This is a genomic window from Micromonospora radicis, from assembly GCF_003583405.1.
In the GTDB taxonomy this organism is placed as follows: domain Bacteria; phylum Actinomycetota; class Actinomycetes; order Mycobacteriales; family Micromonosporaceae; genus Micromonospora; species Micromonospora radicis.
This window is the reverse complement of record NZ_QXEC01000021.1, coordinates 71697-97487: the sequence shown is the minus strand read 5'-3', so window position 1 is coordinate 97487 and position 25791 is coordinate 71697. Positions and strand designations below refer to the sequence as shown.

The 25791-nt window shown below is 73.2% G+C and carries 25 protein-coding genes; 11 read left to right on the top strand and 14 right to left on the bottom strand.

Annotated features, from left to right (window positions below; genetic code table 11):
• Positions 1-26: 26 nt before the first annotated feature.
• The 7 genes from D2L64_RS20430 to ssd form a co-directional block, all read right to left on the bottom strand.
• The gene (locus D2L64_RS20430) at positions 27-428 is read right to left on the bottom strand and encodes an Rv3654c family TadE-like protein (RefSeq protein WP_119578819.1); all 402 of its coding nucleotides are present in this window, start codon (positions 426-428) and stop codon (positions 27-29) included.
• A complete protein-coding gene (locus D2L64_RS20425) occupies positions 425-793 on the bottom strand; it encodes a TadE family type IV pilus minor pilin (RefSeq protein ID WP_119578818.1) in 369 nt (122 codons plus the stop codon). Before D2L64_RS20425 ends, D2L64_RS20430 begins: the two co-directional genes overlap by 4 nt.
• Positions 790-918 carry a DUF4244 domain-containing protein gene (locus D2L64_RS20420; RefSeq protein WP_233559060.1) on the bottom strand — a complete coding sequence of 43 codons (129 nt, stop codon included), beginning with the start codon at positions 916-918 and terminating at the stop codon, positions 790-792. Before D2L64_RS20420 ends, D2L64_RS20425 begins: the two co-directional genes overlap by 4 nt.
• Positions 919-978: 60 nt before the next feature.
• Positions 979-1791 (bottom strand): type II secretion system F family protein, encoded by an 813-nt coding sequence (locus D2L64_RS20415; protein ID WP_119578816.1) that lies wholly within the window; start codon positions 1789-1791, stop codon positions 979-981.
• Positions 1792-2682: a type II secretion system F family protein gene (locus tag D2L64_RS28415; RefSeq protein ID WP_325049919.1), complete on the bottom strand. Its 891-nt coding sequence runs from the start codon at positions 2680-2682 to the stop codon at positions 1792-1794.
• 437 nt (positions 2683-3119) lie between these two features.
• Positions 3120-4316, bottom strand: a complete 1197-nt coding sequence (locus D2L64_RS20405) for a TadA family conjugal transfer-associated ATPase (protein WP_119578815.1) — start codon at positions 4314-4316, stop codon at positions 3120-3122.
• Positions 4313-5410: a septum site-determining protein Ssd gene (gene ssd / locus D2L64_RS20400; RefSeq protein WP_119578814.1), complete on the bottom strand. Its 1098-nt coding sequence runs from the start codon at positions 5408-5410 to the stop codon at positions 4313-4315. The genes D2L64_RS20405 and ssd overlap by 4 nt, the downstream gene beginning before the upstream one ends.
• A 293-nt stretch (positions 5411-5703) precedes the next feature.
• Here ssd and D2L64_RS27985 point away from each other — a divergent pair, with 293 nt between their 5' ends.
• Complete coding sequence (locus tag D2L64_RS27985; protein ID WP_233559057.1) at positions 5704-6615, top strand: VHL beta domain-containing protein; 912 nt, start codon at positions 5704-5706, stop codon at positions 6613-6615.
• A 376-nt stretch (positions 6616-6991) separates the two neighbouring features.
• On the top strand, positions 6992-7798 hold the full coding sequence (locus D2L64_RS20390) for an HAD family hydrolase (RefSeq protein WP_119578813.1): 807 nt from the start codon (positions 6992-6994) through the stop codon (positions 7796-7798).
• A 129-nt stretch (positions 7799-7927) separates the two neighbouring features.
• On the opposite strand, the gene D2L64_RS20385 is transcribed toward D2L64_RS20390, so the two are convergent.
• Positions 7928-8674, bottom strand: a complete 747-nt coding sequence (locus D2L64_RS20385) for a Fic family protein (RefSeq protein WP_119578812.1) — start codon at positions 8672-8674, stop codon at positions 7928-7930.
• Positions 8675-9076: 402 nt separating this feature from the next.
• On the opposite strand from D2L64_RS20385, the gene acs reads away from it, so the two are divergent.
• From acs to D2L64_RS20365, 4 genes are all read left to right on the top strand, one after another.
• On the top strand, positions 9077-11071 hold the full coding sequence (gene acs, locus D2L64_RS20380) for an acetate--CoA ligase (RefSeq protein ID WP_119578811.1): 1995 nt from the start codon (positions 9077-9079) through the stop codon (positions 11069-11071).
• Between the two features lie 257 nt (positions 11072-11328).
• Entirely contained in the window at positions 11329-13734 is a 2406-nt protein-coding gene (locus D2L64_RS20375; protein WP_119578810.1) for an immune inhibitor A domain-containing protein, read from the top strand.
• 151 nt (positions 13735-13885) lie between these two features.
• On the top strand, positions 13886-14383 hold the full coding sequence (locus D2L64_RS20370; protein ID WP_119578809.1) for a hypothetical protein: 498 nt from the start codon (positions 13886-13888) through the stop codon (positions 14381-14383).
• Between the two features lie 57 nt (positions 14384-14440).
• A complete protein-coding gene (locus D2L64_RS20365; RefSeq protein WP_119578808.1) occupies positions 14441-15373 on the top strand; it encodes an alpha/beta fold hydrolase in 933 nt (310 codons plus the stop codon).
• A gap of 15 nt (positions 15374-15388) precedes the next feature.
• Here the strand turns inward: D2L64_RS20365 and D2L64_RS20360 are convergent, their stop codons facing one another.
• Positions 15389-15754, bottom strand: coding sequence for a hypothetical protein (locus D2L64_RS20360; RefSeq protein WP_119578807.1), 366 nt, complete (start codon positions 15752-15754; stop codon positions 15389-15391).
• The gene (locus D2L64_RS20355; protein WP_119578825.1) at positions 15751-18480 is read right to left on the bottom strand and encodes an SseB family protein; all 2730 of its coding nucleotides are present in this window, start codon (positions 18478-18480) and stop codon (positions 15751-15753) included. Before D2L64_RS20355 ends, D2L64_RS20360 begins: the two co-directional genes overlap by 4 nt.
• 152 nt (positions 18481-18632) lie before the next feature.
• Here D2L64_RS20355 and mycP point away from each other — a divergent pair, with 152 nt between their 5' ends.
• The gene (gene mycP, locus D2L64_RS20350; RefSeq protein ID WP_119578806.1) at positions 18633-19907 is read left to right on the top strand and encodes a type VII secretion-associated serine protease mycosin; all 1275 of its coding nucleotides are present in this window, start codon (positions 18633-18635) and stop codon (positions 19905-19907) included.
• 74 nt (positions 19908-19981) lie between these two features.
• Here mycP and D2L64_RS20345 read toward each other — a convergent pair whose 3' ends face one another.
• Positions 19982-20275 carry a WXG100 family type VII secretion target gene (locus D2L64_RS20345; RefSeq protein WP_119578805.1) on the bottom strand — a complete coding sequence of 98 codons (294 nt, stop codon included), beginning with the start codon at positions 20273-20275 and terminating at the stop codon, positions 19982-19984.
• A 24-nt stretch (positions 20276-20299) separates the two neighbouring features.
• Entirely contained in the window at positions 20300-20620 is a 321-nt protein-coding gene (locus D2L64_RS20340; protein WP_119578804.1) for a WXG100 family type VII secretion target, read from the bottom strand.
• A 242-nt stretch (positions 20621-20862) separates the two neighbouring features.
• On the opposite strand from D2L64_RS20340, the gene eccE reads away from it, so the two are divergent.
• From eccE to rarD, 4 genes are all read left to right on the top strand, one after another.
• Positions 20863-22695 (top strand): type VII secretion protein EccE, encoded by a 1833-nt coding sequence (gene eccE / locus D2L64_RS20335; protein ID WP_119578824.1) that lies wholly within the window; start codon positions 20863-20865, stop codon positions 22693-22695.
• A gap of 138 nt (positions 22696-22833) precedes the next feature.
• Positions 22834-23220: a phage holin family protein gene (locus D2L64_RS20330; RefSeq protein ID WP_119578803.1), complete on the top strand. Its 387-nt coding sequence runs from the start codon at positions 22834-22836 to the stop codon at positions 23218-23220.
• A 148-nt stretch (positions 23221-23368) separates the two neighbouring features.
• On the top strand, positions 23369-23494 hold the full coding sequence (locus tag D2L64_RS28315; protein WP_267898687.1) for a hypothetical protein: 126 nt from the start codon (positions 23369-23371) through the stop codon (positions 23492-23494).
• Positions 23491-24420: an EamA family transporter RarD gene (gene rarD / locus D2L64_RS20325; RefSeq protein WP_119578802.1), complete on the top strand. Its 930-nt coding sequence runs from the start codon at positions 23491-23493 to the stop codon at positions 24418-24420. Before D2L64_RS28315 ends, rarD begins: the two co-directional genes overlap by 4 nt.
• A 13-nt stretch (positions 24421-24433) precedes the next feature.
• Here rarD and D2L64_RS20320 read toward each other — a convergent pair whose 3' ends face one another.
• Positions 24434-25129 (bottom strand): anti-sigma factor family protein, encoded by a 696-nt coding sequence (locus D2L64_RS20320; RefSeq protein ID WP_119578801.1) that lies wholly within the window; start codon positions 25127-25129, stop codon positions 24434-24436.
• The gene (locus tag D2L64_RS20315) at positions 25126-25641 is read right to left on the bottom strand and encodes a sigma-70 family RNA polymerase sigma factor (protein ID WP_119578823.1); all 516 of its coding nucleotides are present in this window, start codon (positions 25639-25641) and stop codon (positions 25126-25128) included. The genes D2L64_RS20320 and D2L64_RS20315 overlap by 4 nt, the downstream gene beginning before the upstream one ends.
• Positions 25642-25791: the final 150 nt, after the last annotated feature.

The window sequence follows — 25791 nt, the reverse complement described above, 5'->3', positions numbered from 1 at the left end:
CATCTTGGTACGAAGCCCCGGGAGGGTCAGCCGCGGAGGGGACCGGCTCGGGAGGATGCGGTGGCGATCCGGGTCAGCCCCGGCACCGGTTCCACCGTCAGTTCGGCGGTGACCAGGAGGTCGAGCCCGTCGAGCCGACAGCGGACCAGCCGGGCACCGTTCGCGGCGACGATCTCGTCGGCCCGGGCGCACGCCGCCGCCCCATCCTGGAGTGCCCTCGCCGCGCCGGCCAGGGCGCCGAGGTCCGCGGCGACCCGGGCCTGTTGGCGCGCCACCCGCGCGGCACCGACACCGGCGCCGAAGAGTCCGGCCAGGACGAACACCAATCCCACCGCCAAGAGGCAGATGGTGGCCCCACCCCGTTCCCGGTCGCCCGCACGGTCCCCGCGTGCACGCTGTACCCACCACCCCACGCGACCGGCGCTCATGGTCGTGGCTCCGGCACGCCCGGTTCCGCTGCTGCCACGGCCACGGCGACCACGGTGATCGCCGGCAGGTCGGCGCCGAGAATCCGTACCGGCGCCCGCACCGTCGCCCGGACCTGCCCGCCTTCCAGCACGACGACCACCCGCGCACCAGTCGGTGCCTGCCGCTCGCCGGCCGCGGCACCCTCCTCACCCCGGGAGGCAGCCAGCGCTGCCTCCCGGGCCGTGTCCAGGCAGGCAGCCTTGGTGCTGACCGCGTTTACCGCGGTCAGCCCGGCGAGCAGGAGCAGCAGCAGCGCCGGCAGGCCGGCCGCCATCTCGGCGGTGAACGAGCCCCGGTCGCGACCGGCCGGCCGGCGCCCGGTCAACTCAGCGCCCGGTCGATGACGCCGGACAGGGCCGACTGCACGCTGTCCGAGGTGAGTACCTTGAGCAGGATGCCGCCGAAGGCGACCGCCGCGAGCGTCCCGACGGCGTACTCCGCGGTGTTCATGCCGGCGTCCCCGCGCAGGCGGGCCAGAATTCTCCGCACGTGTTCGTCCTTTCTCGATGGTTACAACACGTCACCGAGTACGGCGACGATCACCGGCACCAGACCGGCGAGAATGAAGGCGGGCAGAAAGCACAGGCCCAGGGGCAGCACGATCAGCACCCCGGAGCGCCGTGCCGCTGCCTCGATCGCGGTGACCCGGTCGGCACGTAGGTCGTCGGCCAGCCGGGTCAGGGCGCCCGCCAGCGCCGCCCCGCTGCTCGCCGAGCGGACCGCGGCGGTGGCCACCCGCTGCCCGCCCGGCACCGTCGACAGGTGCGCCCACGCCTCGGGTGGCACACCGCCGAGTTGGAGCGTCCGGCCGACTCGGCGCAGCTGCTCGGCCAGCGGGCCGCCGAGCACGTCGGCCACCGCGAGTACCGAACGTTCCACCGGTGCGCCCGCCCGCAGCGCCGCGGCCAGCAGATCTGCGGCCAGTGGCAGGTCGGCCGTGGCGCGTAGTCGGCGGCCCCGCTCGGCCGGATGCTCGATCCGACGAAGCAGCCGGTCGAGCAGCACCACCGCGACCGGTGCCGCCACCATCCCGGGTACGCCGCCGACCACGACCGCCACGGCCACCCCGGCCAGTACGGCGGCCAGGCGTACGGAGTCCACCCGGCGTACGGAGTCCACCCGGCGTACGGCGTCGACGGGGCGTACGGCGGGAGCGCCGGGCGGCTCGACGACGGCGCCCCGCCCGCGACGCCGGGCACCGATGGCCGAGGCTCCGTCGGTCAGCCGGCGCAGGCGTCGCCGTGGTCGGCGCCGGATGAGGGCCACGACCATGAGCAGCACGGCGACGCCCAGGCAGCCACCGGCCACGGTCAGCTCGGACATTCAGCTGCCTCCGTCCGGCGGAGCGCCGAGCCGGTCCGCCCAGACCAGCCCGACCAGTTGCAGTGCGATGGCGGCGACCGCGCAGGCACCGCCGATCGGGGTGTACAGCAGCACCTGGAGCGGGTCGACGCCGATGCCGTAGCCCAGCGCGACGCCACCCAGCGGCAGGGCGGCGAGCAACCAGGCGGTGGCCCGGGCACCGGCCGCCTGCGCCGCTGCCGCGGCCAGTGCCCGGTCGGCCGACCGGGCGTCAGCCTCGATGCGCTCGACCAGTTCGGCCAGCGGGGCACCGGTACGGTCCGCGAGCCGCACCGCGGCCTGGGCCAACTGGCCGGGCCGGTCCGCCGCGGTCGCGGGACCGGGCGAAGCGATCCGCTCGACGTCACCCGGCCCGGCCGGGGCCGCTCGGGCGACCTCGACGCGGCCAGCCGGCGGCGCGTCGACGCCGGCTCCGGCCGCGGCCGGCGTCCGCGCGTCTCGCAACCCGGGCGGCACGAGCCCGGCCGCCACCATCGGGTCCACGTCGATGTCCAGGTCCAGGTTCAGGTCGATGTCCAGGTCGAGGTCGGGCGTGGTGGGCGTCGTCGCCGGGCGGCTCAGGCCCAGCCGCTCCGCCGCCACCGGCACCGGCAGCCCGGCCCTGAGGTCCGCGGCCAGCGCACACAGCCGGTCCAGTTGCTCCCGCCGCCGCTGGACTCTCCGGGTCGCGGCCACGCGCCGAAACCAGGCGCGCCCACCCAGCGCGCCGTACCCGGCGAGCGCAACCGCCGCCACCGGCCCGGCGAGCAGCCCACCCGCCCCGGCGCCGAACAGCACGATCAGCAGCAGTGTCCGCCGGGGCCGGACCGACCACCATCCGGAGTCGCCGCCGGACTGCGCATACCCATCCACCGACCCGGTCGTCGGGGCTGGCCCGGGTGGAATCTCCGGCGCGGCGGCTGCCACGGGCCGGACCGGCTCCGTTCGGCTGGACGGAAACCCGGGGCCGCCCGATGCTGCGGTCGTTCGGATCGGCGCCGGTGCCACGCCGGTCACGACCGGCGGGCGCCGGCTGCCCGGCGACTGCACGGATCGAGACGCAGCCGGTGGGCCGACCTGGCCGCGCGGCGTACGCAGGCCCGACCGATGCCGCACCACACACGCCCGGGCCGCCGATCGCCGGTCCCCCGGCCCGCCTGCCGCGTGCAGAGCGGCAACCCATTCGACGAGCGGATCGTCCATGTCCGGTCGGCTCGACGTCGCCTTCCGCCGGCCCCACCATCCGCCTACCAGCGCCACCCCGGCGAACACTCCCAACAGCGTCGGCACCGTCCACCAGTACGCCCCGCTCATGCCGGGCTCCCCGGTTTGGCCGGCTCGACGAGGATCGACGGCACCGGCACGTCCCGACTGCGGATCATGGTGCCGAGGGCCCCTGCCGCCGGGCCGAGGCCACGACCCCGGACCCATGCTGGGACCGCCGTGATCAGCCGTTCCGGCGCCTGCGGCAGCAGCAGGCAAACCGACTCCAGCATCCGCCCCCGCGGCGTACGCCGAATCTGGAACACCACCTGGAGGGCGGCCGCCACCTGAGCGTGCAACGCCGGCCGTGGCAGCCCACCGAGCAGGCCCAACGCCTCCAGGCGGGCCGGTACGTCCGCCGGGGCGTTGGCGTGCAGCGTCCCGGCGCCGCCGTCGTGACCCGTGTTCAGTGCGGCCAGGAGATCCACCACCTCGCCACCGCGGCATTCGCCGACCACCAACCGGTCGGGCCGCATCCGCAGCGCCTGCCGGACCAGCTCACTGAGCCCGATCGCACCGGTGCCCTCCACGTTCGCCGTACGGGCCTGCAGGCCCACCACGTGCGGGTGCACCGGACGCAACTCGGCGGCGTCCTCGACCAGCACGATTCGTTCGGTCGCCGGCACCAACCCGAGCAGGGTGTTCAACAGGGTCGTCTTTCCGGAGCCGGTGCCCCCGATCACCAGGTACGCGAGCCGGGCCGCCACCACTGCGGCGAGCACCGGCGCGATCGAACGGGCCACGGCCCCCTGCTCGACCAGTTCGTCCAGGGTGAACGGACGCTGCCGGAAGGTCCGCAGCGACAGGTAGGGGCCATCGGTCGCCACCGGTGGTAGCACGGCGTGGAGCCTGGTTCCGTCGGCCAGCCGGGCATCCGCACAGGGCGAGCCGTCGTCCAGCCGGCGACCGGCACCGGCGGTGAGCCGCTGGGCCAGCCGGCGGACGTCGTCCACGGTGCCCATCGGCACCGGAACCAGGTGCAGCCCCTGCCCGCGATCGACCCACACCCGGACGCCGTTGACCAGCACGTCGGTGACGTCCGGGTCGGCGAGCAACGGGGCGAGGGGGCCGGCACCGACCAGGTCGGCACGCACCCGGTCGGCCATCCGTAACAGCGCGGTGTCCCCCAGCACGGCGGCGTCGGCCTCGGCGCGTACCGCGGTGACGATCGCGGCCGGAGTCACCGGTGTGGCGGCCGCGGCGATCCGCTGTCGGACGCGGGCCGCGAGTGTCTCGCCGGTCACGCCACACCCGCCACGGGCTGACCGGTCAGGTCGGCGACGATCCGTCGGCAGAGTTCCGCCAGCGGGCCGCGCCCGTCGGCCGCCGGGGCCTCGCCCCGTTCCAGCCCACGGCAGAGCCCCGGCTCGGGACGCAGGCTGCCGGCCAGGGGTAGCCCGAGCGCCCTGGCCACCTCGGCCGGGCGGAGCCGCCCGGGAGCCGGGCCACGAACGATGACCGACAGGTGTGCGCAGTGTGGCGCCGCGACGGCGACCACCCGGGCCGCGGCGGCGGTCGCCCGCAGCTCGGCCGGTACCACCACGAAGGCCCGGTCGGCCGCCTGGAGGGCGGTCACGGCCGCGTCGTCGAGTTGCCGGGGCAGGTCGACCACCACGAAGTCGCGGCCGCGTCGGGCCGCGTCCAGGGTCGCCGCCATCGCCTCGGCGGGTACCGCGAGCAGGTCGCCCCGATCCCAGGAGAGGACCACCAGGTCACCGCGACTGGGTAGCGCCTGCACCAGTGCCGGTGCGTCCACCCGCCCGTCGGCTCCGGTCAGTGCCGGCCAGCGCAGCCCTTCCAGTTGCTCCCAGCCGAGCACCAGGTCGAGCCCACCCCCGAGCGGGTCGGCGTCGAGCAGGAGGGTGCGCAGCCGGGCGCGGGTGGCGGTGACCGCGAGCCCGCCGGCCAGAATGCTGGCTCCGGCACCGCCCCGACCACCCAACACCGCGACGACCCGGGCCGTCGCCGCCCCGTCGACCCCGCACTCGGCGAACCGGTCCACCAGCCACGGCTCGGCCGCCGGTAGCACCGCCACATGTTCGGCGCCGAGCAGGTCGGCCATCTGCCACCCGGACTCGACGTCGCCGAGGCGGCCCACCAGGATCAGGCGGGGGCGCCGCGGCAGCCGGGCTCGGAGACAGGGCTGTGCCTGGTCGCTGCCGACGACCACCAGCGGTGCGGGCTGCCAACGGGTACGGGCGGCGGCCGGGTCGGCGGCGACCTCGACCTCGACGCTGCCGGCGGCGGCCAGCCGGAGCAGGTCGTCGAGCAGCTCACCGTCGGCGGTGACTACCAACGGTGGTCGTCGGTGTGACGGAACGGAGGTACGGGATGGCATCGCGGCCTCCAACGGTCGGGGGTTTCACTGCGCCGAACCCTGCCCCCGCGACCGCGTCGGCTGCCGCCCCGACCGGCCGCCCTGTGGACGACCAGCCCTTCTGTGGAAAACTCCCACAACGCTCGTTGATCTGCTATGCGCGCGGGTCGCCTCGTCCGTCCACTTTGGCCAGCCGGGCCCATGGCGGGAAGTGACGCGTACCACGCATAATCGACCTCCTGTGCCGTCGGCTGAACGGCATTTCCCGCCGGATCGAGGTCATGAAGCAGTCGCCAGATCACGACCCTGCCCGCGTGCAGCCACGACTTCGGATCGGTCCATGGCTGCCCGACTCCCCACATCCGAACGCCATGCCGCCGAGCCGGCCGGCGCTGCCGGCACAACCGGTCCGGCGGGCACTACCGGCGGCCCCGACCGTCCCCACCGACGCGTCGCAGACGACACCACCACCCGTACACACACCGGTCGTCGAATCCCTAGAGCTGGCGCACCACGCCGCGGGACGCACCTCGCACCGGCTGATGCTGGCCGGCGTCGGCGCCGCCGTACTCGGCGTCATGCTCACCGCGTTCTGGCCCGCGACCGCACCGCCGCCGACCGCCGCGCCGGACGGGCCGGCCGGCTGGATCGGCCCACCGTCCGTGGGCTGGCCATCGGGCCCGAACGAGCCGCTGCCCGACGGATCGGTGGCACCCTCGTCCTCCGTGGCGGGGGTCTCGTCCACCCGACCGCTGGCCCCCGGCCAGGCATCGGCAGCGACCCGCCTGCCGTCCGCGCCCACGCCGACCCGGACCGCGACCGCCGGCAACACCGGGGCGCCGAGCACCCGACCGGCTACGCCGAGCGCCCGACCGACCACGGCGGACCCCAGCCCGAGTGGGACGACGACGAGTCGGCCGACTCCGAGCCGCCCACCAGCCGTGCAGGACCTGACGCCACTGCCAGGATCACGGGAACGCGGCCTGCGGTCGGTGAGCGGCGGCCCGGAGACCAGCATCGAGTTCGTCAACCTCCGGTCCCGCACCGTGATCGTCTACTGGCTCAACCACCACGGCCAGCGGCGGCAGTACGCGGTACTGCCGCCGGGTGCGTCCTACCGGCAACACACGTACGTCGGCCATCCGTGGGTGGTGACCGACCGCCGGGGATGGGCGCTGGTCTGCTTCGAGCCCACCCGCAGCCCCGGCCGGGCGATCATCCGCTGAGCGTGGCGTGTTCCGGGCTGCGCCGAGGGTGCAGCGTTCACGGCACAAAGGGACGACCCCCGTCGGGGGGAGACGGGGGTCGTCGGAGGTTCGGCTCCGGGGGGGTCGAGCCGAACCTGCTCAGCGGTCACGGGGGGTGCAACCGCCGAGAGTCTGCCGGTTGTACGAGAGATGAAAACTCGTCTTGCGGACAAGTCTGCCTGAGCGGACCTGTGTACGTCGAGTGGTGTAACCTCCACTCCCCGCGAAATCCTGTTCGCAGAGTGTGACTGCGGTCACTCTTCGCAGGCGCGATGAGGGCCGCCCCGCAGGTCCGAGCGGTGTTCGGCCCCCGGGCACCCGCCGACGATAGACCATCGGGCTAGACTTTCGCGCCGTGGGCCGAAGTGCCGCTTTCTTCGATCTCGACAAGACCGTCATCGCCAAGTCGAGCGCCTTGGCGTTCGGTCGGCCGTTCTACCGGGACGGTCTGATCACTCGACGTGACGTGGTCAAGTCGGCGTACGCGCAGCTGATGTTCCGGCTGGGCGGCACCGACGAGCAGACCATGGCGCGCACCCGTGACTATCTCGCCACACTGTGCAAGGGCTGGCAGGTGGAGCAGGTCCGCCAGATCGTCGCCGAGACGCTGCACGAGCTGATCAACCCTTACGTGTACGCCGAGGCAGCGGCCCTGATCGAGGAGCACCAGGCCGCGGGCCGGGACGTGGTCCTGGTGTCCGCCTCCGGCGAGGAGATGGTGCGTCCGATCGGCGCGCTGCTCGGGGTCACGGACGTGATCGCCACCCGGATGGGGGTGGTGGACGGCCGCTACAGCGGCGAGGTCGAGTTCTACGCGGCCGGGCCGAGCAAGGTCGAGGCGGTCAGTGAACTGGCCACCGAGCGCGGGTACGACCTGGCCCACTCGTACGCCTACTCCGACTCGTACAGCGATCGGCCGCTGTTGGAGTGCGTGGGCCATCCGACGGTGGTCAACCCGGACCGCCAGCTGCGCAAGTTGGCGGTGGAGAACGCCTGGCCGGTGCTGGAGTTCCGGCACCCGATCCCGCTGGGCCGGCGGCTGCGGGAACGGCCGGCCGTGCCGGTGGCCGCCGCCGCGCTGGGCGTGGGTGTCGGGGTCGCGATCGGCATCGCCTGGTACGGCCGGCACCGGCGCACCCGCGCCAGCGCTACCTCGGCCTGACCACCGGCACCGGACCTCGGCAGCCGGAGCTGCCGGCGACGGGCTGAGCTGGCGGGACGGGGCTGACTCGCCCTCCGAGGGGTACGGCGCCACCGGGAGGTACGGCGGCGCCACCGGGAGGGCGCGGCCTCAGTCAGCGGCCAACACCTCGTCGCCGATCTCAGTTAGCTGGTCGGCTGCCACCTCGACGGCCGACATGTAGTGGCGCAGCCAGGAGCGCAGCCCGTCCGGCGTGCCCGTGGCAAAGGCGCCGGCCGCGCCGACGTACTCCGGCTCGCGTGCGCGGTGGCCGACGTCGACGGCGAGCAGGCCACGCGGATCGAACCCGCTGGACAACAGCACCAGGCGAGCGGCGCCCCGGGCCACCACCGCGGAGGGTCCGGCGAACGGCCGCAGGTTCAGCAGTTCCCCGTGTACGACGGCGGCCAGCACCAGCGGGGGCACTCGGGTACCGCCGGCGACCAGTCCGGCCAGCCCGTCCAGGCGGGCGGCCACCACCGGGTCCTCGACCGGGCGGCCCAACTCGGTCTGGTCGACGTCGTCCCGGGCGGCGAGTACGTGCAGCCGCGCCAGCACCTGCCGGGGCGCCCTCGGCCAGCGGTCGCTGAGGCTGGGCAGCGCCCCGGCGACCCGGAGCGCGCCCTGGAGCACCGGGTCGGTGATCGTGCCGGCGCGAACCGCCTCCCGCTCGTGTGCCCGCCCTTCCAGGGCGGCGCTGGCCACCGCGGACCGCAGGCTGACCTCGGCGGCGACCTGCCCGCCGTGCCGGCGTAGGGCGCGGTGACCGAGGGTCCGGTCGAAGCGGGTACGGGCCTGCTCGACGGCCTCGGCGATGTCGGCGAGCGCGAGCAGCGGTGCGAGCGGGTCGACGGTCACCCGGTAACGCTAGCGACCCGGTCGGCGGGGCGTCGCCGGAGTCACCGGCAACGCGACGGGGGACACCCGCCGCCCTGCGCCGACGATCGGCGCGGCACTGGCCCCCGGACGATCGGCGCGGCGCTGACCGCCAGTGATCGGCGGGCGTCAACAAGTGGCCTCTGCCTGCCGCAGGCGTTGAGAAGTTGCCCTTCCCTACACCTCGGCGCGTGGGAGCGGCCGTTGGGCGACGGGGGTGGGTGGGCGCGGTCGCCTAGCTCGTCCGCCCCGGTTAACCTGCCCCGGAGAGACGCAGGTCACCCGAACGACGAGGAGTCACCGCATGAGCGAGCGGCAGCGAGCGAATCATCAACTCGGCGCGGTGGTGCCTCATGACGGCACGGAGCGAAGCGGAGTGCCGGCATGAGCGAGGCATTGGCAAACCTGCTGAACGAGACGCGCCAGTTCCCGCCGCCGGCCGACCTCGCCGCCGCCGCCAACGTCACCGCGGACGCGTACGCCGAGGCCGCGACCGACCGGCTGGCCTTCTGGGAGCGCCAGGCCGGGCGCCTGACCTGGGCGAAGCAGTGGGACCAGGTGCTGGACTGGTCGAATCCGCCGTTCGCGAAGTGGTTCGTCGGCGGGCAGCTGAACGTGGCGTACAACTGTCTGGACCGGCATGTGGAGGCGGGCCGGGGCGACAGGGTGGCGATCCACTGGGAGGGTGAGCCGGGCGACACCCGGACCATCACCTACGCCGACCTGCACCGGATGACCTGCCAGGCGGCGAACGCGCTCACCGACCTGGGCGTGGTGGCCGGCGACCGGGTGGCGATCTACCTGCCGATGATCCCGGAGGCGGCGGTCGCGATGCTGGCCTGCGCGCGGATCGGCGCCACGCACAGCGTGGTCTTCGGTGGCTTCTCCGCCGAGTCGTTGACCAACCGGATCCAGGACGCCACGGCCAAGGTCGTGATCACCGCCGATGGTGGCTACCGGCGGGGCAAGCCGTCGGCGCTCAAGCCGACCGTGGACGAGGCGGTGGCGAACTGCCCGTCGGTGGAGCACGTCCTGGTGGTCCGGCGTACCGGCGAGCAGGTCGGCTGGTCGGAGCGGGACCACTGGTGGCACGAGACGGTGGAGCAGGCGTCGACCGAGCACACCGCCGAGGCGTTCGACGCCGAGCACCCGCTGTTCATCCTCTACACCAGCGGCACCACGGCCCGCCCGAAGGGCATCCTGCACACCACCGGCGGCTACCTGACCCAGGCGTCGTACACCTCGCACGCGGTCTTCGACCTCAAGCCGGACAGCGACGTCTACTGGTGCACCGCGGACATCGGCTGGGTGACCGGCCACTCCTACATCGTGTACGGCCCGCTCTCCAACGGGGTCAGCCAGGTGATGTACGAGGGCACCCCGGACACCCCGCACAAGGGCCGGTTCTGGGAGATCGTCGACCGGTACCGGGTGACCATCCTCTACACCGCTCCGACGCTGATCCGCACAATGATGAAGTGGGGTGAGGAGATCCCCGCCGAGTACAGCCTGGCCAGCCTGCGGCTGCTCGGCAGCGTGGGCGAGCCGATCAACCCCGAGGCGTGGATGTGGTACCGGCAGCACGTCGGTCGGGGCGAGTTGCCGATCGTGGACACCTGGTGGCAGACCGAGACGGGCAGCATGATGATCTCGCCGCTGCCGGGGGTGACGGCCGCCAAGCCGGGTTCGGCGATGACCCCGCTGCCGGGCATCAGCGCCGACGTGGTCGACGACCAGGGCCAGTCGGTGCCCGACGGTGGCGGCGGCTACCTGGTGCTGCGCGAGCCGTGGCCGTCGATGCTGCGCACCATCTGGGGTGACGACAACCGGTTCATCGAGACGTACTGGTCCCGGTTCGGCGCGGGTGCCGGCGGCGACGCGGGCGCCGAGTGGGTCTACTTCGCCGGTGACGGGGCGAAGAAGGACGACGACGGGCACATCTGGCTGCTCGGTCGGGTCGACGACGTCATGCTGGTGTCCGGGCACAACATCTCCACCACCGAGGTGGAGTCGGCGCTGGTCTCGCACCCGTCGGTGGCCGAGGCCGCAGTGGTCGGCGCCACCGATCCGACGACCGGGCAGGCGATCGTCGCGTTCGCCATCCCCCGGGGCAGTGTCGACACCGCCGGAGCGGCCGGTGAGCAGCTCATCGCCGACCTGCGCAACCACGTGGCGAAGACGCTCGGTCCGATCGCCAAGCCCCGGCAGATCATGCTGGTGGCGGAGTTGCCGAAGACCCGATCCGGCAAGATCATGCGGCGGTTGCTGCGGGACGTCGCGGAGAACCGTTCGTTGGGTGACGTGACCACGTTGCAGGACTCGTCGGTGATGGAGCTGATCGCCTCCGGCATGAGCGGGGCCAAGTCCGACGAGGACTGACAGCCGGCGTACGCCTCGATGGGTGGTGGTCCCGCGCGGACCGCCACCCGTCGTCGTGTCCGGACCGGACCCGGCATGTGACAGCGGACGGGCGACCCAACAATCCGTTGCAACAAATCGACGCATCACCCTTCCCAGCGGACCCAACGATGCCTAGATTCACCAGTGGCCCCATTCGTGTGGGTCATTTCGCCGGCCCACAACCCCCGGATGGGCCGGATCCCTCAACCCGGAGGTACCACGTGCGGAAAGTCGCAGTGGGTCTGCTTGGGCTCTCGTTGACGGCGACAGGGCTGACGGTCGGTGCATCCGCCGCCGCCGCGCCGATCGCCGAGCCGCCGACGGCCGCACCGTCGGTCGCCGAGCCCGCCCACGCCGAACACGACCTGCCGAACCCGCTGGAGGAGAAGCGCCGCGCCCTGCGTCAGGAGGGTCTGAGCGAGGTGCTCTCGGGCCGCGCCAAGACGGAGCGGATCAACGGCAGCACCGTGGTCAAGGTGGGCGATCGTGCCGTCCGCGGCGGCAAGGCGGGCCGTGACGCCAAGACCACCAAGCGCGGCAAGGGTCCGACCGAGCGGCAGTACGTCGAACTGTCGCGGGAACGGACCGACCAGATCTTCGTGATCCTCGCCGAGTTCGGCAACGAACGGCACCCGAGCTACCCCGACCAGGACACCGACCCGACCGTCCCGGGCCCCGCCCGGTTCGACGGGCCGCTGCACAACGAGATTCCGCAGCCTGACCGGCGGGTGGACAACTCCACCGTCTGGCAGCCGAACTACGACGCCGACCACTTCCGGAAGCTCTACTTCGGCACCGGTCCGGGCGACGAGTCGGTGAAGCAGTACTACGAGGCGCAGTCCTCGGGTCGCTACAGCGTCGACGGCGTGGTCACCAACTGGGTCAAGGTGAACTACAACCAGGCCCGGTACGGCCGCTCCAACGGCTACCCGTGTGACTCGATCGTCTGCTCCAACGTCTGGGCGCTGGTCCGGGACGCGGCGAACCAGTGGGTGGCCGGTCAGCAGGCCGCCGGCCGCAGCGACGAGGAGATCGCCGCCGACGTGCGGGCGATGGACCAGTGGGACCGGTACGACCACGACGGCGACGGTGACTTCAACGAGCCGGACGGTTACATCGACCACTTCCAGATCGTGCACGCCGGAGGCGACATGGCCGACGGCGACCCGATCTACGGCGAGGACGCCATCTGGAGCCACCGCTGGTACGCGTACGCCTCCGACCAGGGGCGCACCGGCCCGCCGAACTTCCCGGCCGGCGGCACCCAGATCGGCAACACCGGCGTCTGGATCGGCGACTACACCATCCAGCCCGAGAACGGCGGCCGGAGCGTCTTCTACCACGAGTACGCCCACGACCTCGGCCTGCCGGACGACTACAACGTCATCAGCGGTGGTGACAACAACAACGAGCACTGGACGCTGATGGCGCAGAGCCGCCTCGGTGCCAAGAACGACGGTGGCATCGGCGAGCGCGGCGGTGACCTGGGCGCCTGGAACAAGCTCCAGCTCGGCTGGCTGGACTACGAGGTGATCCGGGCCGGCGACAAGCGCACCCTCGTCCTCGGCCCGCAGGAGTACAACACCAAGGAGGCCCAGGCCGCCGTGGTGGTGCTGCCCGAACGGGAGTACACCTTCGACAACGGCGCGCCGTTCGAGGGCGACAAGCAGTTCTTCTCCGGTAACGCGGACGACCTGAACAGCACCATGACCCGGACGTTCGACCTGACCGGGAAGTCGTCGGCGACGCTGTCCATGAAGGGCCGCTACAGCATCGAGGCCGAGTACGACTACTTGTTCTTCGAGACCTCGGTCGATGGTGGACAGACCTGGACGCCGCTGCCCGGCACGGTCGACGGCGCGCCGCTGAAGGAGATCTCGCCCGGCCGGTTCGCCCTCGACGGCAGCTCCGGCGACGAGTGGGTGGACGTCTCGATCCCGCTGGACGGGGTGGTCGGCGGCCAGGTCGGCTTCCGGCTGCGCTACCAGACCGACGGCGCGGTCTCCGAGGGCGGCTTCTTCGGTGACGCGGTCACGCTGACCGCCGACGGCGCGACGGTCTTCACCGACGGCGCCGAGGACGGCGCGGCCGGTTGGACGCTGGCCGGCGGCTTCGAGGTGGTCGAGGAGACCTACACCCGCAGCTTCGCGAACTTCTACATCGCGGGGACGCGGCAGTACATCTCGTACGACAAGTACCTCAAGACCGGGCCGTACTTCTTCGGCTACGCCAACACCAGGCCGGACTACGTGGATCACTACGCGTACCAGGAAGGTCTGCTGATCTCGTACTGGAACACCCGGTGGGCGGACAACGACACGTTCGCGCATCCGGGCGAGGGCCGGAATCTGATCATCGACTCTCGGCCACGGCCGATCTACAACCTGACCGGCCAGCCGTGGCGGGCCCGGATCCAGGTCTACGACGCGCCGTTCAGCCTGAAGAAGGCGGACTCGTTCACGCTGCACCTGAACAGTCAGCCGCAGTACATCCGCGGTCAGGCCGCGCAGCCGCTGTTCGACGACACCAAGCAGTACTGGTTCCCGGAGCTGCCCAACCACGGCGTCAAGCTGCCGGCCACCGGCACCAAGATCCGGGTGTTGGAGCAGAACGGCATCTACACCAAGGTCCGTTTCTCCTGAGCCGCTGACCAACGGTGCTGCCCCGGGCGGGTTTCCCGCCCGGGGCAGCACATTCTTGCCGGCCGGTCGGCGCGCCGGGACGGCGGGCGGATCGACGCCGGGAACCGCTGCGAGGCGGGAACCGGGGCGACGGGGATCGCGTCGTACCCTCGTGCGCACCACCCTCCGCACCCGCGCGCCAGCGGCCTGCCTCGCCATCCTGCTGGTGCTGACTGGTTGCGCCGACCGCGACGGAGGCAGCGGGACCGTCGCGCAGAGCCCCACCGCGACCGCCGCCGACGCCTCCGGCACAGCTGCCGATCCGACCCGCACGGCCGCCGGAGATGCCGCCGACGGGCAACCGCCCGACGGTCGTGGCCCCTTCCCGCCCACCGGGCCGCCGCTGGTCGGCAGCCCGACCGCGCCACCGAGCCAGCCCACGGAGCTGCGCCGGGCCAACGTGCTCGCCGGCCGGTTGAGCCATGGCGGCGACGGCCCGTGCTACACCCTGGTCACCGACGACGGCCGGGAGTACGCCCTGTACGGCACCGGGCAGGGCAGCTTCGCCACCGGCACCTGGGTACGGGTGACCACCGGCCCGGCGACGCCCGGCGTGGACTGCGGGCCGGGCTTACCGGTCACCGCCGTGAAGCTCAGTCCGGTCGGCTGACCAGCGGCGACGGCGTCCGGACGAGTGGACGGCGACCGGGGTCATAGGCTGTCGGTCATGACCGACCAGCGTGGCGAGACCGTCGACGAGTCCTGCGTACTCACCGAGGGGCCGTGGACGCACCGGTTCGTCGGCGCCAACGGCAGCCGGTTCCACGTGGTCGAGGCCGGTACCGGACCGATGGTGCTGTTCCTGCACGGTTTCCCCGAGCACTGGTGGGCCTGGCACCAGATGCTCCCCGCCGTCGCCGACGCCGGATTCCGCGCGGTCGCCGTCGACCTGCGCGGCTACGGTGCCAGCGACAAACCACCCCGGGGGTACGACGGTTACACCCTCGCGGCCGACGTCGCCGGGATGATCCGCGCCCTCGGTGAACGCTCGGCGACCGTGGCCGGCACCGGTGCCGGCGGCATGATCGCCTGGACGGTGGCGGCGTTCCATCCCGCGCTGGTACGCCGGCTGGTGGTGCTCGGCGCGCCGCATCCGCTGCGGCTGCGCGCGGCGATCTTCGCCGATCCCCGTGGCCAGTTCGCCGCCTCCACCCCCGCGCTGCGGTTCCAACTGCCCCGCTACGAGCACGTCCTGACCCGGGACGACGGTCGCGCGGTGGAGGCGATCCTGCGCCAGTGGGGTGGCCCCCGCTGGGTCGGCGGTCCGGACTTCGCCGGGTACGCCGAGCGTTACCGGGAGGCCATGCGGATCCCGCAGGCGGCGTTCTGCGCGCTGGAGGGCTACCGGTGGGCGTTCCGCTCGGTGCTGCGGTTACACGGCTACCGGTTCGTCAAGTTGATGCAGCGTCCGCTGGTCACCCCCACCCTGCAACTGCACGGTGAACTCGACGTGGCGTCGCTGCCGCGTACCGCCCAGGGCTCGGGCCGCTACGTCACGGCACCGTACGAGTGGCGGCTGCTCGACGAGGTCGGGCACTTCCCGCACCTGGAGGCCCCGGAACTGGTGCTGGGCGAGATCCTGCGCTGGGCGAAGTCCTGAGGCGGCGCAGGCCGCTCAGACCCGCTGTTCCCGCAGGTCGGTGACCTCGCCGACGGGCGCCCACCCCTGGTAGACACCGAAGTCGAAGGCCTCCAGGCGCATCGCCTGCGCGACCGGCCAGCGGCCACCGGTGTACTCGATCCGCAGCCAGCCCTCGTGCTCCCCGAGGACGATGAACGGCTGTCCCTTCCAGGTACAGGTCGTCCGTACGTACGCCAGTTCCTCGATCTCCGCGGCCGGGACGACCCGCACGTGCCGGCCGGGCCGCACCTCGGTGAACCCCTCGCCCGGCTCCGCCTGGTAGAGCCGGACCTCGCCGCCGTCCGGGCTGGCCGGATACTCCCGGCCCTGCCAACGGGCCACGTAGCCGTCGCGCATCACTGGTCACCGACCTGTCGCCAGGAGAGGGTGTCGGCGTCGAGGACGGCGACCGGGTGTTCGACACCGTCCGCACCGAGCCGTAGCAGCTGCGCACCGTGCGGCAGGCGTACGCTGTCCACCTTGAACTCGGCCAACACCTCGCCGCTCTCACCAGGTGCGAAGCCGTTACCGCGGAACGGCGGGCGTTCGATGACCCAACCCTCCATGGCCCGCATGGCGGTCTCGTTCTGCCCGCCGTACGGGATGCGGTAGAGGCTCGGCCGGTACGCCGGCCACCTCAGCACGTAGATCTCCTCGGCGTCCGACGCGAACGGTGACTCCGGGTGGTGCAGGCCGAGCGCCCGGAACAGCTGGGCCGGGGTGGTGAGGTGGGCCAGTTCGGTGGCCCGGTGCACGAATCCGGAAACCCGGTCGTAGCCGCGTTCCAGGTAGTAGCCGAGTTGGCTGGGCGCGATCGCCTTCTGCATCACGATCGGCCGGGCCGGGTCGGCGGCGGGAGCCGCCCGCTGCGGGCCGCCGGACGGTGCGGACGCCTCGACGGTCGGTTCGGGCTCGCGCCCAGCATCGTCGCCGAGCCCCAGTTCGGTCGCCCAGTTGGCCAGCCCGACGATCTGCTCGCCGGGCAGCTTGGCGCCCACCGGGGTACCGGGATTGACGGCGAACGACCACAACGGATCCGGCCAGCAGCGGATCAGCTGGACGAAGCGGACCTGCATCGTCTCGACGGCCGGGTCCGCGTGGTCGGCGAGGCGCTCGGGCGACGTGTAGACCACGACGAACTTCTGGCCGTCCAGTTCCACGGTCGGCCAGACGAAGCCGGGGTCGCCGGGCCGGCTGCCGGGGACGGCGCCGACGGCCACCGGCATGAGGACCCGGGCCAGCAGCAACGTGGACAGGAACGTGTCGGTGTTTCCGGTGCCGGTGGCGGCGAGCAGGTCCTCCTCCACCTCGTTGGCCGGCTCGAAGTCGGCGGCAGGAACCGGTGTGCTTGACGCCTCGGGCACCGACGCCGGGGGCGACACGGCCGGCACGGCCGGGGGCGGCTGCTCGGGCGTGGCCACCGGCGGCACTTCGGTGCGAGCCGGCGGCTCCGGCAGCACCGCAGGCACCGGAACGGTCGCCTCGGCATCCGGCTCCGGTTCCGGCTCCACCGGCGGGATCGCCACGGTCGGCTCCACCTCGAAGGGCGGAATCGCCACCGTGGGCTCCGCCTCGGCGGAGGGGGGCGCCGGGGCGGTCGGCGCGGCTCCGCCCGTCGCGACGGCCGACTCCGCCGTCAGCCATCCGCCCACGCCGGTTCCCGGGTACTCCTCGGCGGGCGGGACGATGGTGAGATCGCGGGCCTCGATGATGGTGCCCTCGATGACGATCGGCGTGAACCCGCGACGCGGTGCGGGTGGGCCGGAGACCGGCTCCGCGATCGACGGGGACAGTTCCTCCGTGGGCTCGGCCAGCGGCCGACGGGGTAACGCCTGGGTCGGATCCGCGTCGTCCGCGCCGCCGTCCTGGCCGGGGGTGCCCCAGCCGGCCGGCCCGGTCGTCGGCGCCCGCCGGAACGGTTCCGGTGCCGGTCCGGTCGTCGGCGTCAACGGTTGGGTCGCGTCCCCGTCCGCGGCCGGACGGGTCGCGCCCGTGCTCTGCGCGTCGTCGGTGAAGACGAAGGCTCGGGACTGGCCGGCGGACGGCTCGGCAGCCGGCCCTCGGCGGGGAAACGGCTGTCCGCCCCGGGCGAACCGGGACGGCGGGGTGGCCCGCTCGGTCAGCCGGTCACCGCGTTGGGTCGGTCGGCCGGCGGCCGGTTCGAAGAACGAACGCCGGGCGGCCTGGTCGGCACCGAGGTCGGCGGGGTGACCGTTGGCCGGCGCACCGGACCGCTCTGGCGGAATCGTTCGTCCGTGGCCCGGGGAAGCGGGTTGCTCTGCGGGGGACGGCACGGGCCGGCGGGGCGGCAGGCCGTTGCGACCGTCCGGACGGGCAGCGCCGAATCCGGCCGCCCGCTCATCGGCGGGTGCGGCCGGGTGGGTGGCACCGGCCACCGGTCGGTGCTCCGGGGCCACCGAGGCGGGTGGGCCGGCCTGCTGGCGCAGGGCCCAGCCGGCGGGCTGCCGGCCATGCGGCTCGGCGACCGTGCCCGGCGCCGCCACCGGCACGTCGGGAAGCTGGAAGGCCGGAGGCACCACCGGCGGCGGCACACCCGGTCGCCCCGGCCGCTGCTCCGGTGCCGATGCCATGGAGGGCTTCGGTGCGGACGGCTTGTTCCCGTCCAACCCGCCCGCCCGGGCCCGGTTCAACGCCTCCACCCGCTCCAGACGGGCGCGGGCGCCCACCGTACGGCCGGGCAACCTGACGTCACCCCGGGACAGCTGGGAGACGTACCAGGCGGGCAGGTAGCCCTCGACGGGCAGGCCCGGGTTCACCGCCAGCCACCACTCGTGGTTCGGCCAGCCGGCGGCGAGTTCGGCGTAGCCGAGGCGGCGGGTGGGCCCGGCATGGTCGCCGAGGCAGGCGCGTAGCGCCTCGGCGGAGGTGAACGCCAACACGTGGGTACGGCCACCGGTGGTCCAGGTGCCCCAACCCACCGGCGCCTGACCGACGACCGCCGGAGCGGAGATCGGCAACAGCAGCTCGACGCTGGACAGGATGCGGAAGTAAAGCTGCTGGTCGTTGCCCCGCAGGGCGTCCCGCATCGCCGCCTCGGCCTCGGTGGCCGGCGCCCATTCGGTCACGGCCACCCCTCCTCCCGCCACAGGCCATAGGTATCGGTTACAACCTACAAGGTCACTTCAAGATCACAATGTCAAGGCCGGTGCCGGTCCGCCCCGTTTCACCGCAGGCGATAACATCCCGTTCCGGAGTCGACACGATACGGAGGCGGTCGATGTTCCGGTGCGTTCCGCGTCCGTTTCCGACGGGTCTGGCCGCCGCGCTGTTGACCGTCCCGGCGGTGTTCACGGTGGCGGGCGCGACCGGTCCGGCGACACCCGTCCGACTCCCCTCGGCGGTCGCCCTCTCGACCGCGACCGAACTCCCGACGGCGCGACCGGCGCCGCAGTGCCCGGCCGCGCCGCCACCGGCCCGTCCGGTCGCCGCGGCGCCCTGGCCGCAGCAGCGGTACGCGCCCGAGCGACTGTCGCCGCTGGCGACCGGGTCCGGGGTGATCGTGGCGGTGGTCGACTCGGGCGTGGACCGGGCACATCCGCAGCTCGCCGGCCGCGTACTCACCGGCACCGACCTGCTCGACCCGGGCGGCGACGGCACCCGGGACTGCGTCGGCCACGGCACCGGTGTGGCGAGCGTCATCGCCGCGGCACCACGCGGTGGCGTCGCCTTCCGCGGGCTGGCGCCGCACGCCCGGATCCTGCCGATCCGGGTCAGCGAACAGCAGGTGGTCGACGGTCGTGGGACCGGTCGCACGGTCGGCCCCGGCGACTTCGCCCGGGCGATCCGCTGGGCGGCCGACAACGGCGCCGACGTGGTCAACCTGTCCGTCGTGTTGTACGCCGACCATCCGGCGGTACGCTCGGCGGTCGCGTACGCGCTCGCGCGGGACGTCGTCGTGGTCGCCGCCGCCGGCAACCTGCACGCCGACGGTGATCCACGCCCCTTTCCGGCCGCGTACCCGGGGGTGCTCGGGGTCGGTGCGGTGGGGGCGGACGGGGTCCGCGCCGCCTTCTCCCCGGTCGGATCCTATGTGGACGTCGTTGCACCCGGTACGGATGTGCTGATCGCCGCGCCGCGCCAGGGGCACCATCGGGCCGAGGGGACCAGTTACGCCGCGCCCTTCGTGGCCGCCACCGCGGCCCTGCTCCGCCAGTACCGCCCCGAGCTGACCGCCGAGGAGGTGGCCGGGCAGATCGTCGCCACCGCCGACCCGGCGCCCGGAGCCGGCTACGGCGCGGGCGTGTTGAACCCGTACCGGGCGGTGACCGAGACGGTCGGCGGCTCGACGGCGCGGCCCCGGACGCCCGCCGCGCTGGCCGACAACCGGCCCGATCCGGCGCTGCTCGCCCAGCAGGACCGGCGGGCCGCCGGGTGGGAACGCGCGTTCCTGCTGGCCGCGATCGGAGGCCTGGTGGTGGCCGGGGTGGTGATGGCGGCCGTGGTCGTGCCGCGAGGTGCCCGGCGTCGCTGGCACCCCGCCGACCCGGACTGACGCCGACGCACGGGCCGCACCGGACCGCTGCCGGCGGGTGACGCCGGCCGGTGCGGCCAGCGTCACCCCGGCGGTCAGCGGAACAGGCCGACGTTCTTCTTCTCGGTGTCGAGGTAGTCGGCGGCCGACTCGTCCACCGCCAGCTTGATGTCACGCAGCATCGCCTGGAGGTCCTGCGATGCGCCACGCCAGCGGGACTGCCGCTGTTCGTACGCCTGCTGTGCCTCACCGGACCAGCTGGCCACCAGCGGGGCGGCGTCCCGCTCCAGCTGCCCCAGCTGCGCGTCGAGCGTGTTCAACGCCCGCTGGATGTCCGCGCTGGCCTGCTGCAACGCGGCGAAGTTGACAACCAGCACACCATGTTCCATCGGATGACTCCCCCTGGATCCCGTCTAGAGCGGCAGCTGGATGCCGCCGCGGTTGGTGGCGGACACCCGGCCGGCCGCCTCGGTGTCCGCCGCGTCGTAGTGCGTGCCGGCGGTACGGATCGCGCCGGCGGTCTCCCGCAGCGCCCGCTGCAGGCTTGCCTGGTCCTGCGCCCACTGTTGTTTGACCTGCTCGAACGAGCGGCCACCGGCCCCGCGCCAGGCCTGCTGGAGGATCTCCAGCTGGGTCAGCAGCCCGCTGAGCATCGACTGCAGCGACTGGTCCGCCTGCTCGAACTTCGCCGCGGTCTGCTGCATCACCGCGGCCTGTGCCTGGGTCTGGGACACCCGACGTCTCCTCGTCTGCTCGGTCGTGGCTGGCCCTGCGGCGAGACGCACCGCCCGCGACGCCGGAGGGATGAGCGCGGCACGGGTGCGGGCCAACGAGAACTCGTCGCTGACGGTAGCGGGGCGATCGCGTTTCTGCTACCCCGTCGGGCTCCCCTGTGGACAACGCGGGCCGTCGCCGGCAACTACGATGGGCCGCGACGAGGTCGCGGCGGGTGATCGGCAGAGGAGACGCGGTGGCGATGACCAGCACCTCGACCCGCACCGCCGTGGTCGCGCCCCCGCCGCCGGACTACTCGGTGTCGCCGGCCGGACAGCGCATCCGGCCCGCAACGGCCGCCCAGCCGGCGGGCGGGCATTGGCGGGCGTACCTGCCACGGGCGGGACAGATCGTGACCACGCAGGTGGCGCTGGCCGCACTCCTCGCCGCGCTGGGTCGGGGCGTACCGGCCCTGCCGGCCGCAGCCCTGCTCGCGGGGATGCTGCTCACCCTGGCCTGGGGGCGGGTCCGCCAACGCTGGCTCCACCAGTGGCTGGGCATCGCGCTCGGTTATCTCGCCCGCCGCCGGCCCACCGCCCCGGCCCCGCGGCCGTCCGCCCTGCTGGCGCTGGTGGCGCCGGACACCGTGGTGCACAGCATCGAGCTGGCCGGCGCCAGCGCCGCGGTCTTCGAAGACCCGGACGGCATGGTGGCGCTGCTGGAGATCGGTGACCCGGCCGACCTGCTCGGTGACGGCGTACGGCAGTTGCCGTCCTGCGCCTCGCTGCTGCCGGCCACGACCGGTCAGACACCACCGGTACGCGTCCAACTGCTGCTCTCCGTCACGGCGGCTCCGGCGATCAGCGCCGGCGGTGGTCCGGCGGCCAACTCGTACCGGCAGCTCACCGACGGGCGGCTGGCCGGCCGCGAACGGGCGGTGCTGGCGGTCCGGGTACTCCGGACGGAGGGCTGGTCCCCGGAGGCGCTGCGACGCGCCCTCGCCGGCACGGTACGCCGGATCGTGCGCCGGCTGGGACGACTACCGGTACGCCCGCTGGGCGAACAGCCCGCCCTGCGGGTGCTCGCCGAGTTCGCCCACCACGACGGGCGACCCGTCCGGGAGTCCTGGCAGACCATCCGCTCCGGCGGACTGTTGCAGACCACCTTCCGGCTGCGGCGGTGGCCGACGCCGGAGGTCGCTCCCCAGTTGCTGACCCGACTGTCGACGCTGCCGGTGACCGCGACCACGGTGTCGCTGCACGCCGAGACGGGTCGACCGATGTCGACCGGGCTGAGCGTACGGCTCGGTGCGCCGACCGCCGCGGAGCTTTCCGCTGCCGCCCAGGCGCTGCGCCGGTTCGTCGCGGCGGGCGGCGGCGCGGTGCAGCGGCTCGACGGCGCGCACCGCTCCGGCTTCGCCGACACCCTGCCGCTGGCCCGGCCGGTGCCGGTGCCGGCCGGTGCCGGAGGGGATCTGCCGCTGCCGTACGGCTCGGCCGGTCTGATGCTCGGCGTCAACCGGCACGGCCGGGCGGTCACCATCCGGTTGTTCCGGCCGGAGAGCACCCGGGTGATGGTCGTCGGCGGTATCCGGGCCGCCCAACTGCTCACCCTCCGGGCGCTGGCGCTCGGCTGCCGGGTCGTGGTGCAGACCACCCGGCCGCTGGCCTGGGAGCCGTTCGTTCGGGGCGCCGGCGCGCCGGGCGGGGTGATCCCGTTGGTGACGCCCGGCCGACCGGTCGAGGCCGAGCCCGGTACGCCGCTGTCGCCGGTGCTGGTGGTGTCGGACGCGCCACCGCCGACCGGCGGCCCACGGCCCGGCGCCGCATGGCAGGCCACCCTGCTGGTCCGCGACGAGTTGACCCCGGCCGACACGGACGCGTTGGCGCGGGCCGACCTGGCGGTGCTGCAACCGTTGAACCACGCGGAGGCGTTGATCGCCGGTGCCGCGCTGGGACTGGGCGAATCCGCGGAACTGCTGACCCGGATCCGGTACGACATGGTGGCCGTGGTGAACCGGCGCGCCCTGCGCTGGGCGCTGCTCGCCGGTACGCCGATCGAGGCGCAGCTGATCGGTCCCCCGGCCCGCACCTGAGCCGACCAGGCCGCCACCCGACCCACCGGGCAGCCAACCGAACCGACCAGGCCGGGCCGACCGGGCCAGGCCGACCGGGCCGGGTCGGGCCGATCTCGCGGGTTTCCCCGGTGGGGCGGTCATGGCACCATGCCCGCCATGGGTTTTCTGAAAGGTCTACTGATCCGGGTCGGCGCCACGGCGGTGGCCTTCTGGCTGGCCACTCTGGTCATTCCCGGCATCTCGCTCGATTCGGAATCGGTCGGCGAGACGGTGCTGACGCTGATCCTCGTCGCGATCATCTTCGGCGTGGTGAACGGGGTCCTCCAGCCGATCATCAAGACCGTCGGCTGCGGGTTCTACCTGCTCACCCTCGGTCTGATCGCGCTGGTGGTCAACGGTCTGCTCTTCCTGCTCACCGGCTGGATCGCCGATCAGGCGGGGCTGCCCTTCGACGTCGACGGCTTCTGGCCCGCCGCGGTGCTGGGCGCGCTCTTCGTCGGCATCGTCACCTGGATTCTCGGCGCCATCCTCGACCGCGACTGACCGGCCGGTCATCCCGATTCGATCCGGGGCGGTCGCCGCGCGCGGCGACCGCCCCGGATCCGAGAAGTCCGGTCAGATCGGGCCGGGATAGCCAGATTGCGGGAATTGGCCACCCGGCCGGGCCGGTGAGTGGACTAGCGTCGCACCCGTGTTCACCCTGGCCCGCGACGACGGGTACCTGATCAGCACCGATCCCGACCACCGTGACCAGCCCGTGAGCCCGCTCACCGGCAAGGATCAACCTGCCGCGCCGGCCCTTACCGTAGAGCCGTGACACCGCACCGTCTGGGATACCTCTACGGCCTGACCGCGTACCTGCTGTGGGGGTTCTTCCCGCTCTACTTCAAGCTGTTGCGGCCCACCGGGCCGGTGGAGATCCTGGCCCACCGGGTGATCTGGTCCGTCGCGTTCGTCGCCCTGCTGCTCGTCGCGATGCGCAACCTCGGTTTCCTGCGCGCCCTGCTGCGGCGCCCCCGGACGCTGGCCGGCATCGGCGGTGCGGCCACCCTGATCGCGGTCAACTGGTTCACCTACATCTACGGGGTCAACTCCGACCGGGTGGTGGAGACCGCCCTCGGCTACTTCATCAACCCGCTGGTGGTGGTGCTGCTCGGCGTGCTGGTGCTGCGGGAGCGGCTGCGTCCGGCCCAGTGGGCGGCGCTGGGGGTCGGCGGGCTGGCGGTGGTGGTGCTCACCGTCGACTACGGTCGGTTGCCGTACCTCGCCCTGACCCTGGCCTTCACGTTCGGGGCGTACAGCCTGGTCAAGAAGCGGCTCGGGCTGCCGGCGGCGGAGGGGCTGTTCGTGGAGTCGGCCGTGCTGGCGCTGCCCGCGTTGGTCTTCCTCGGCTGGCTCTCGTTCACCGGCGACGCCACCTTCGGACAGGTCTCGGCGGGGCACACGGTGCTGCTGGTACTCGCCGGTGCGCTGACCGCCATCCCGCTGCTGCTCTTCGCCGGGGCCGCCAACCGGTTGCCGCTGACCGCCCTGGGCATGCTCCAGTACGTGGCACCGATCCTCCAGCTGGGCTGCGGGGTGCTGATCTTCCACGAGCCGATGCCGCCGGCGCGGGTCGCGGGTTTCGCCCTGGTCTGGCTCGCGCTGATCGTCTTCACCGCCGACGGGCTCCGGCAGGCCCGACGCAGCCGCCGGTCCCGCCCGGTCGTCACGCCACCGCCGGCCGTCTCCACCGCGGGCTGACGACGGACGGCGTTCAGGGCACGTCGTACGCGAGCACCGCGGTGCCGTCGGCCCGCAGCAGCTCCAGCCGGACCAGCTCGGCGTTGGTGAACCGGGTCGCCCCGCTGATCCGCAGGTCGTCGCCGGGGGCAGCCAGCCAGGAGCCGATCTGCTCCTGCGAGCCGTCCGCCGCGTGCGCGACCAGCCGGAAGGCGTTCGCCTTGCCGTACCCGGCCCGCTCGTCGTAACCGCAGTTCATGGTGACCTCGGTGCCCCACCTGGTGCCGGTCAACCCGATCTCGGCGTGCACCGGCGCGGCCCCGGAGACCGGCCGCATCTCCACCATCCGCACCTGGGCCAGCGGCACGTTCTGCTGCTGCTGACCGGGCAGCATGGTGGCCACGCCGAAGCCCACGACCAGGGCGAACGCCGCCGCCGCCAGGCCGGTCACCGCGTACCGGAGGCGGTTGGCCTGCCGCTCGCGGCGGCGGCGCTCCCGGGCGGCGGTGAGCAGCTCGGGCACCCGGGGGTTCTCCGGCGGCGGGAGGAACTGCTCCAAGCTCGCCGGGTCCAGTCGACCGAGCAGGCCGGGCAGCACCGCGATCTCGGAGACCGACTGCTGGCAGGCGGGGCAGTCGACGAGATGCCGTTCGTAGGCCACCCGGTCGGCCGGCGAGAGGGCACCCAGCACGTACGCGCCATCGTCGTACGCGAAGTCGCAGCGGCTCATCCGGTCACCCCCATCTCCGCGAGAACCAACCGTAGCGAGCGCAGCGCGTAATGGGTTCGGGACTTCACCGTCCCTGGTGGTACACCCAACCGGGAGGCCGCCTCGGAGACCGACCGCCCCTGGTAGAAGCACTCGACCAGGACGTCCCGGTGGGATGGGCTGAGGCGGTTGAGCGCCTCGGCGACCGTCCACGCCTCCACCGCCCGCTCGGTCTCGTCGACCACCTCCGGCGGCTCGGGCAGTTCGTCGGTGAATACCTCGCCGACCCGGGTGGACCGGCGGCGCCAGGCGTCGATCGCCAGGTTCCGGGCGGTGGTGAAGAGCCAGGCCCGCACCGAGCCGCGTCGCGGATCGAGCGACTCCGGGTGGCGCCAGGCGCGCAGCAGCGTCTCCTGCACCAGGTCCTCGGCGCGCTGCCGGTCGCCGTTGACCAGCCGCAACGCGTGCGCGTACAGCGCCTCGGCATGCTCGTCATGCAGGGCGCGCAGCAGGTGGGCGTCGTGGTCGCTGATGGTCCTCTCCTCGCAGTCGACGCGAGCGGGCGCGGCGTTACGACGGGTGATACGTGCGGTCACCCGGATCGGTTCATTCCCAGCTCAAACCTGGGATTCCCGCAGCGGAGTTCATCCGTGGTTCATATCGAGGCCGACCGTCGCTCACCG

What these genes read in the sequence shown, in the direction of transcription:
- eccE (WP_119578824.1), top strand. Translation starts at nt 20,863, where the DNA reads ATGACCAGCACCTCGACCCGCACCGCCGTGGTCGCGCCCCCGCCGCCG.
- D2L64_RS20365 (WP_119578808.1), top strand. Translation starts at nt 14,441, where the DNA reads ATGACCGACCAGCGTGGCGAGACCGTCGACGAGTCCTGCGTACTCACC.
- D2L64_RS20345 (WP_119578805.1), bottom strand. Translation starts at nt 20,275, where the DNA reads ATGGAACATGGTGTGCTGGTTGTCAACTTCGCCGCGTTGCAGCAGGCC.
- acs (WP_119578811.1), top strand. Translation starts at nt 9,077, where the DNA reads ATGAGCGAGGCATTGGCAAACCTGCTGAACGAGACGCGCCAGTTCCCG.
- D2L64_RS20320 (WP_119578801.1), bottom strand. Translation starts at nt 25,129, where the DNA reads ATGAGCCGCTGCGACTTCGCGTACGACGATGGCGCGTACGTGCTGGGT.
- ssd (WP_119578814.1), bottom strand. Translation starts at nt 5,410, where the DNA reads ATGCCATCCCGTACCTCCGTTCCGTCACACCGACGACCACCGTTGGTA.
- D2L64_RS20415 (WP_119578816.1), bottom strand. Translation starts at nt 1,791, where the DNA reads ATGTCCGAGCTGACCGTGGCCGGTGGCTGCCTGGGCGTCGCCGTGCTG.
- D2L64_RS20420 (WP_233559060.1), bottom strand. Translation starts at nt 918, where the DNA reads ATGAACACCGCGGAGTACGCCGTCGGGACGCTCGCGGCGGTCGCCTTC.
- D2L64_RS20330 (WP_119578803.1), top strand. Translation starts at nt 22,834, where the DNA reads ATGGGTTTTCTGAAAGGTCTACTGATCCGGGTCGGCGCCACGGCGGTG.
- mycP (WP_119578806.1), top strand. Translation starts at nt 18,633, where the DNA reads ATGTTCCGGTGCGTTCCGCGTCCGTTTCCGACGGGTCTGGCCGCCGCG.
- D2L64_RS20430 (WP_119578819.1), bottom strand. Translation starts at nt 428, where the DNA reads ATGAGCGCCGGTCGCGTGGGGTGGTGGGTACAGCGTGCACGCGGGGAC.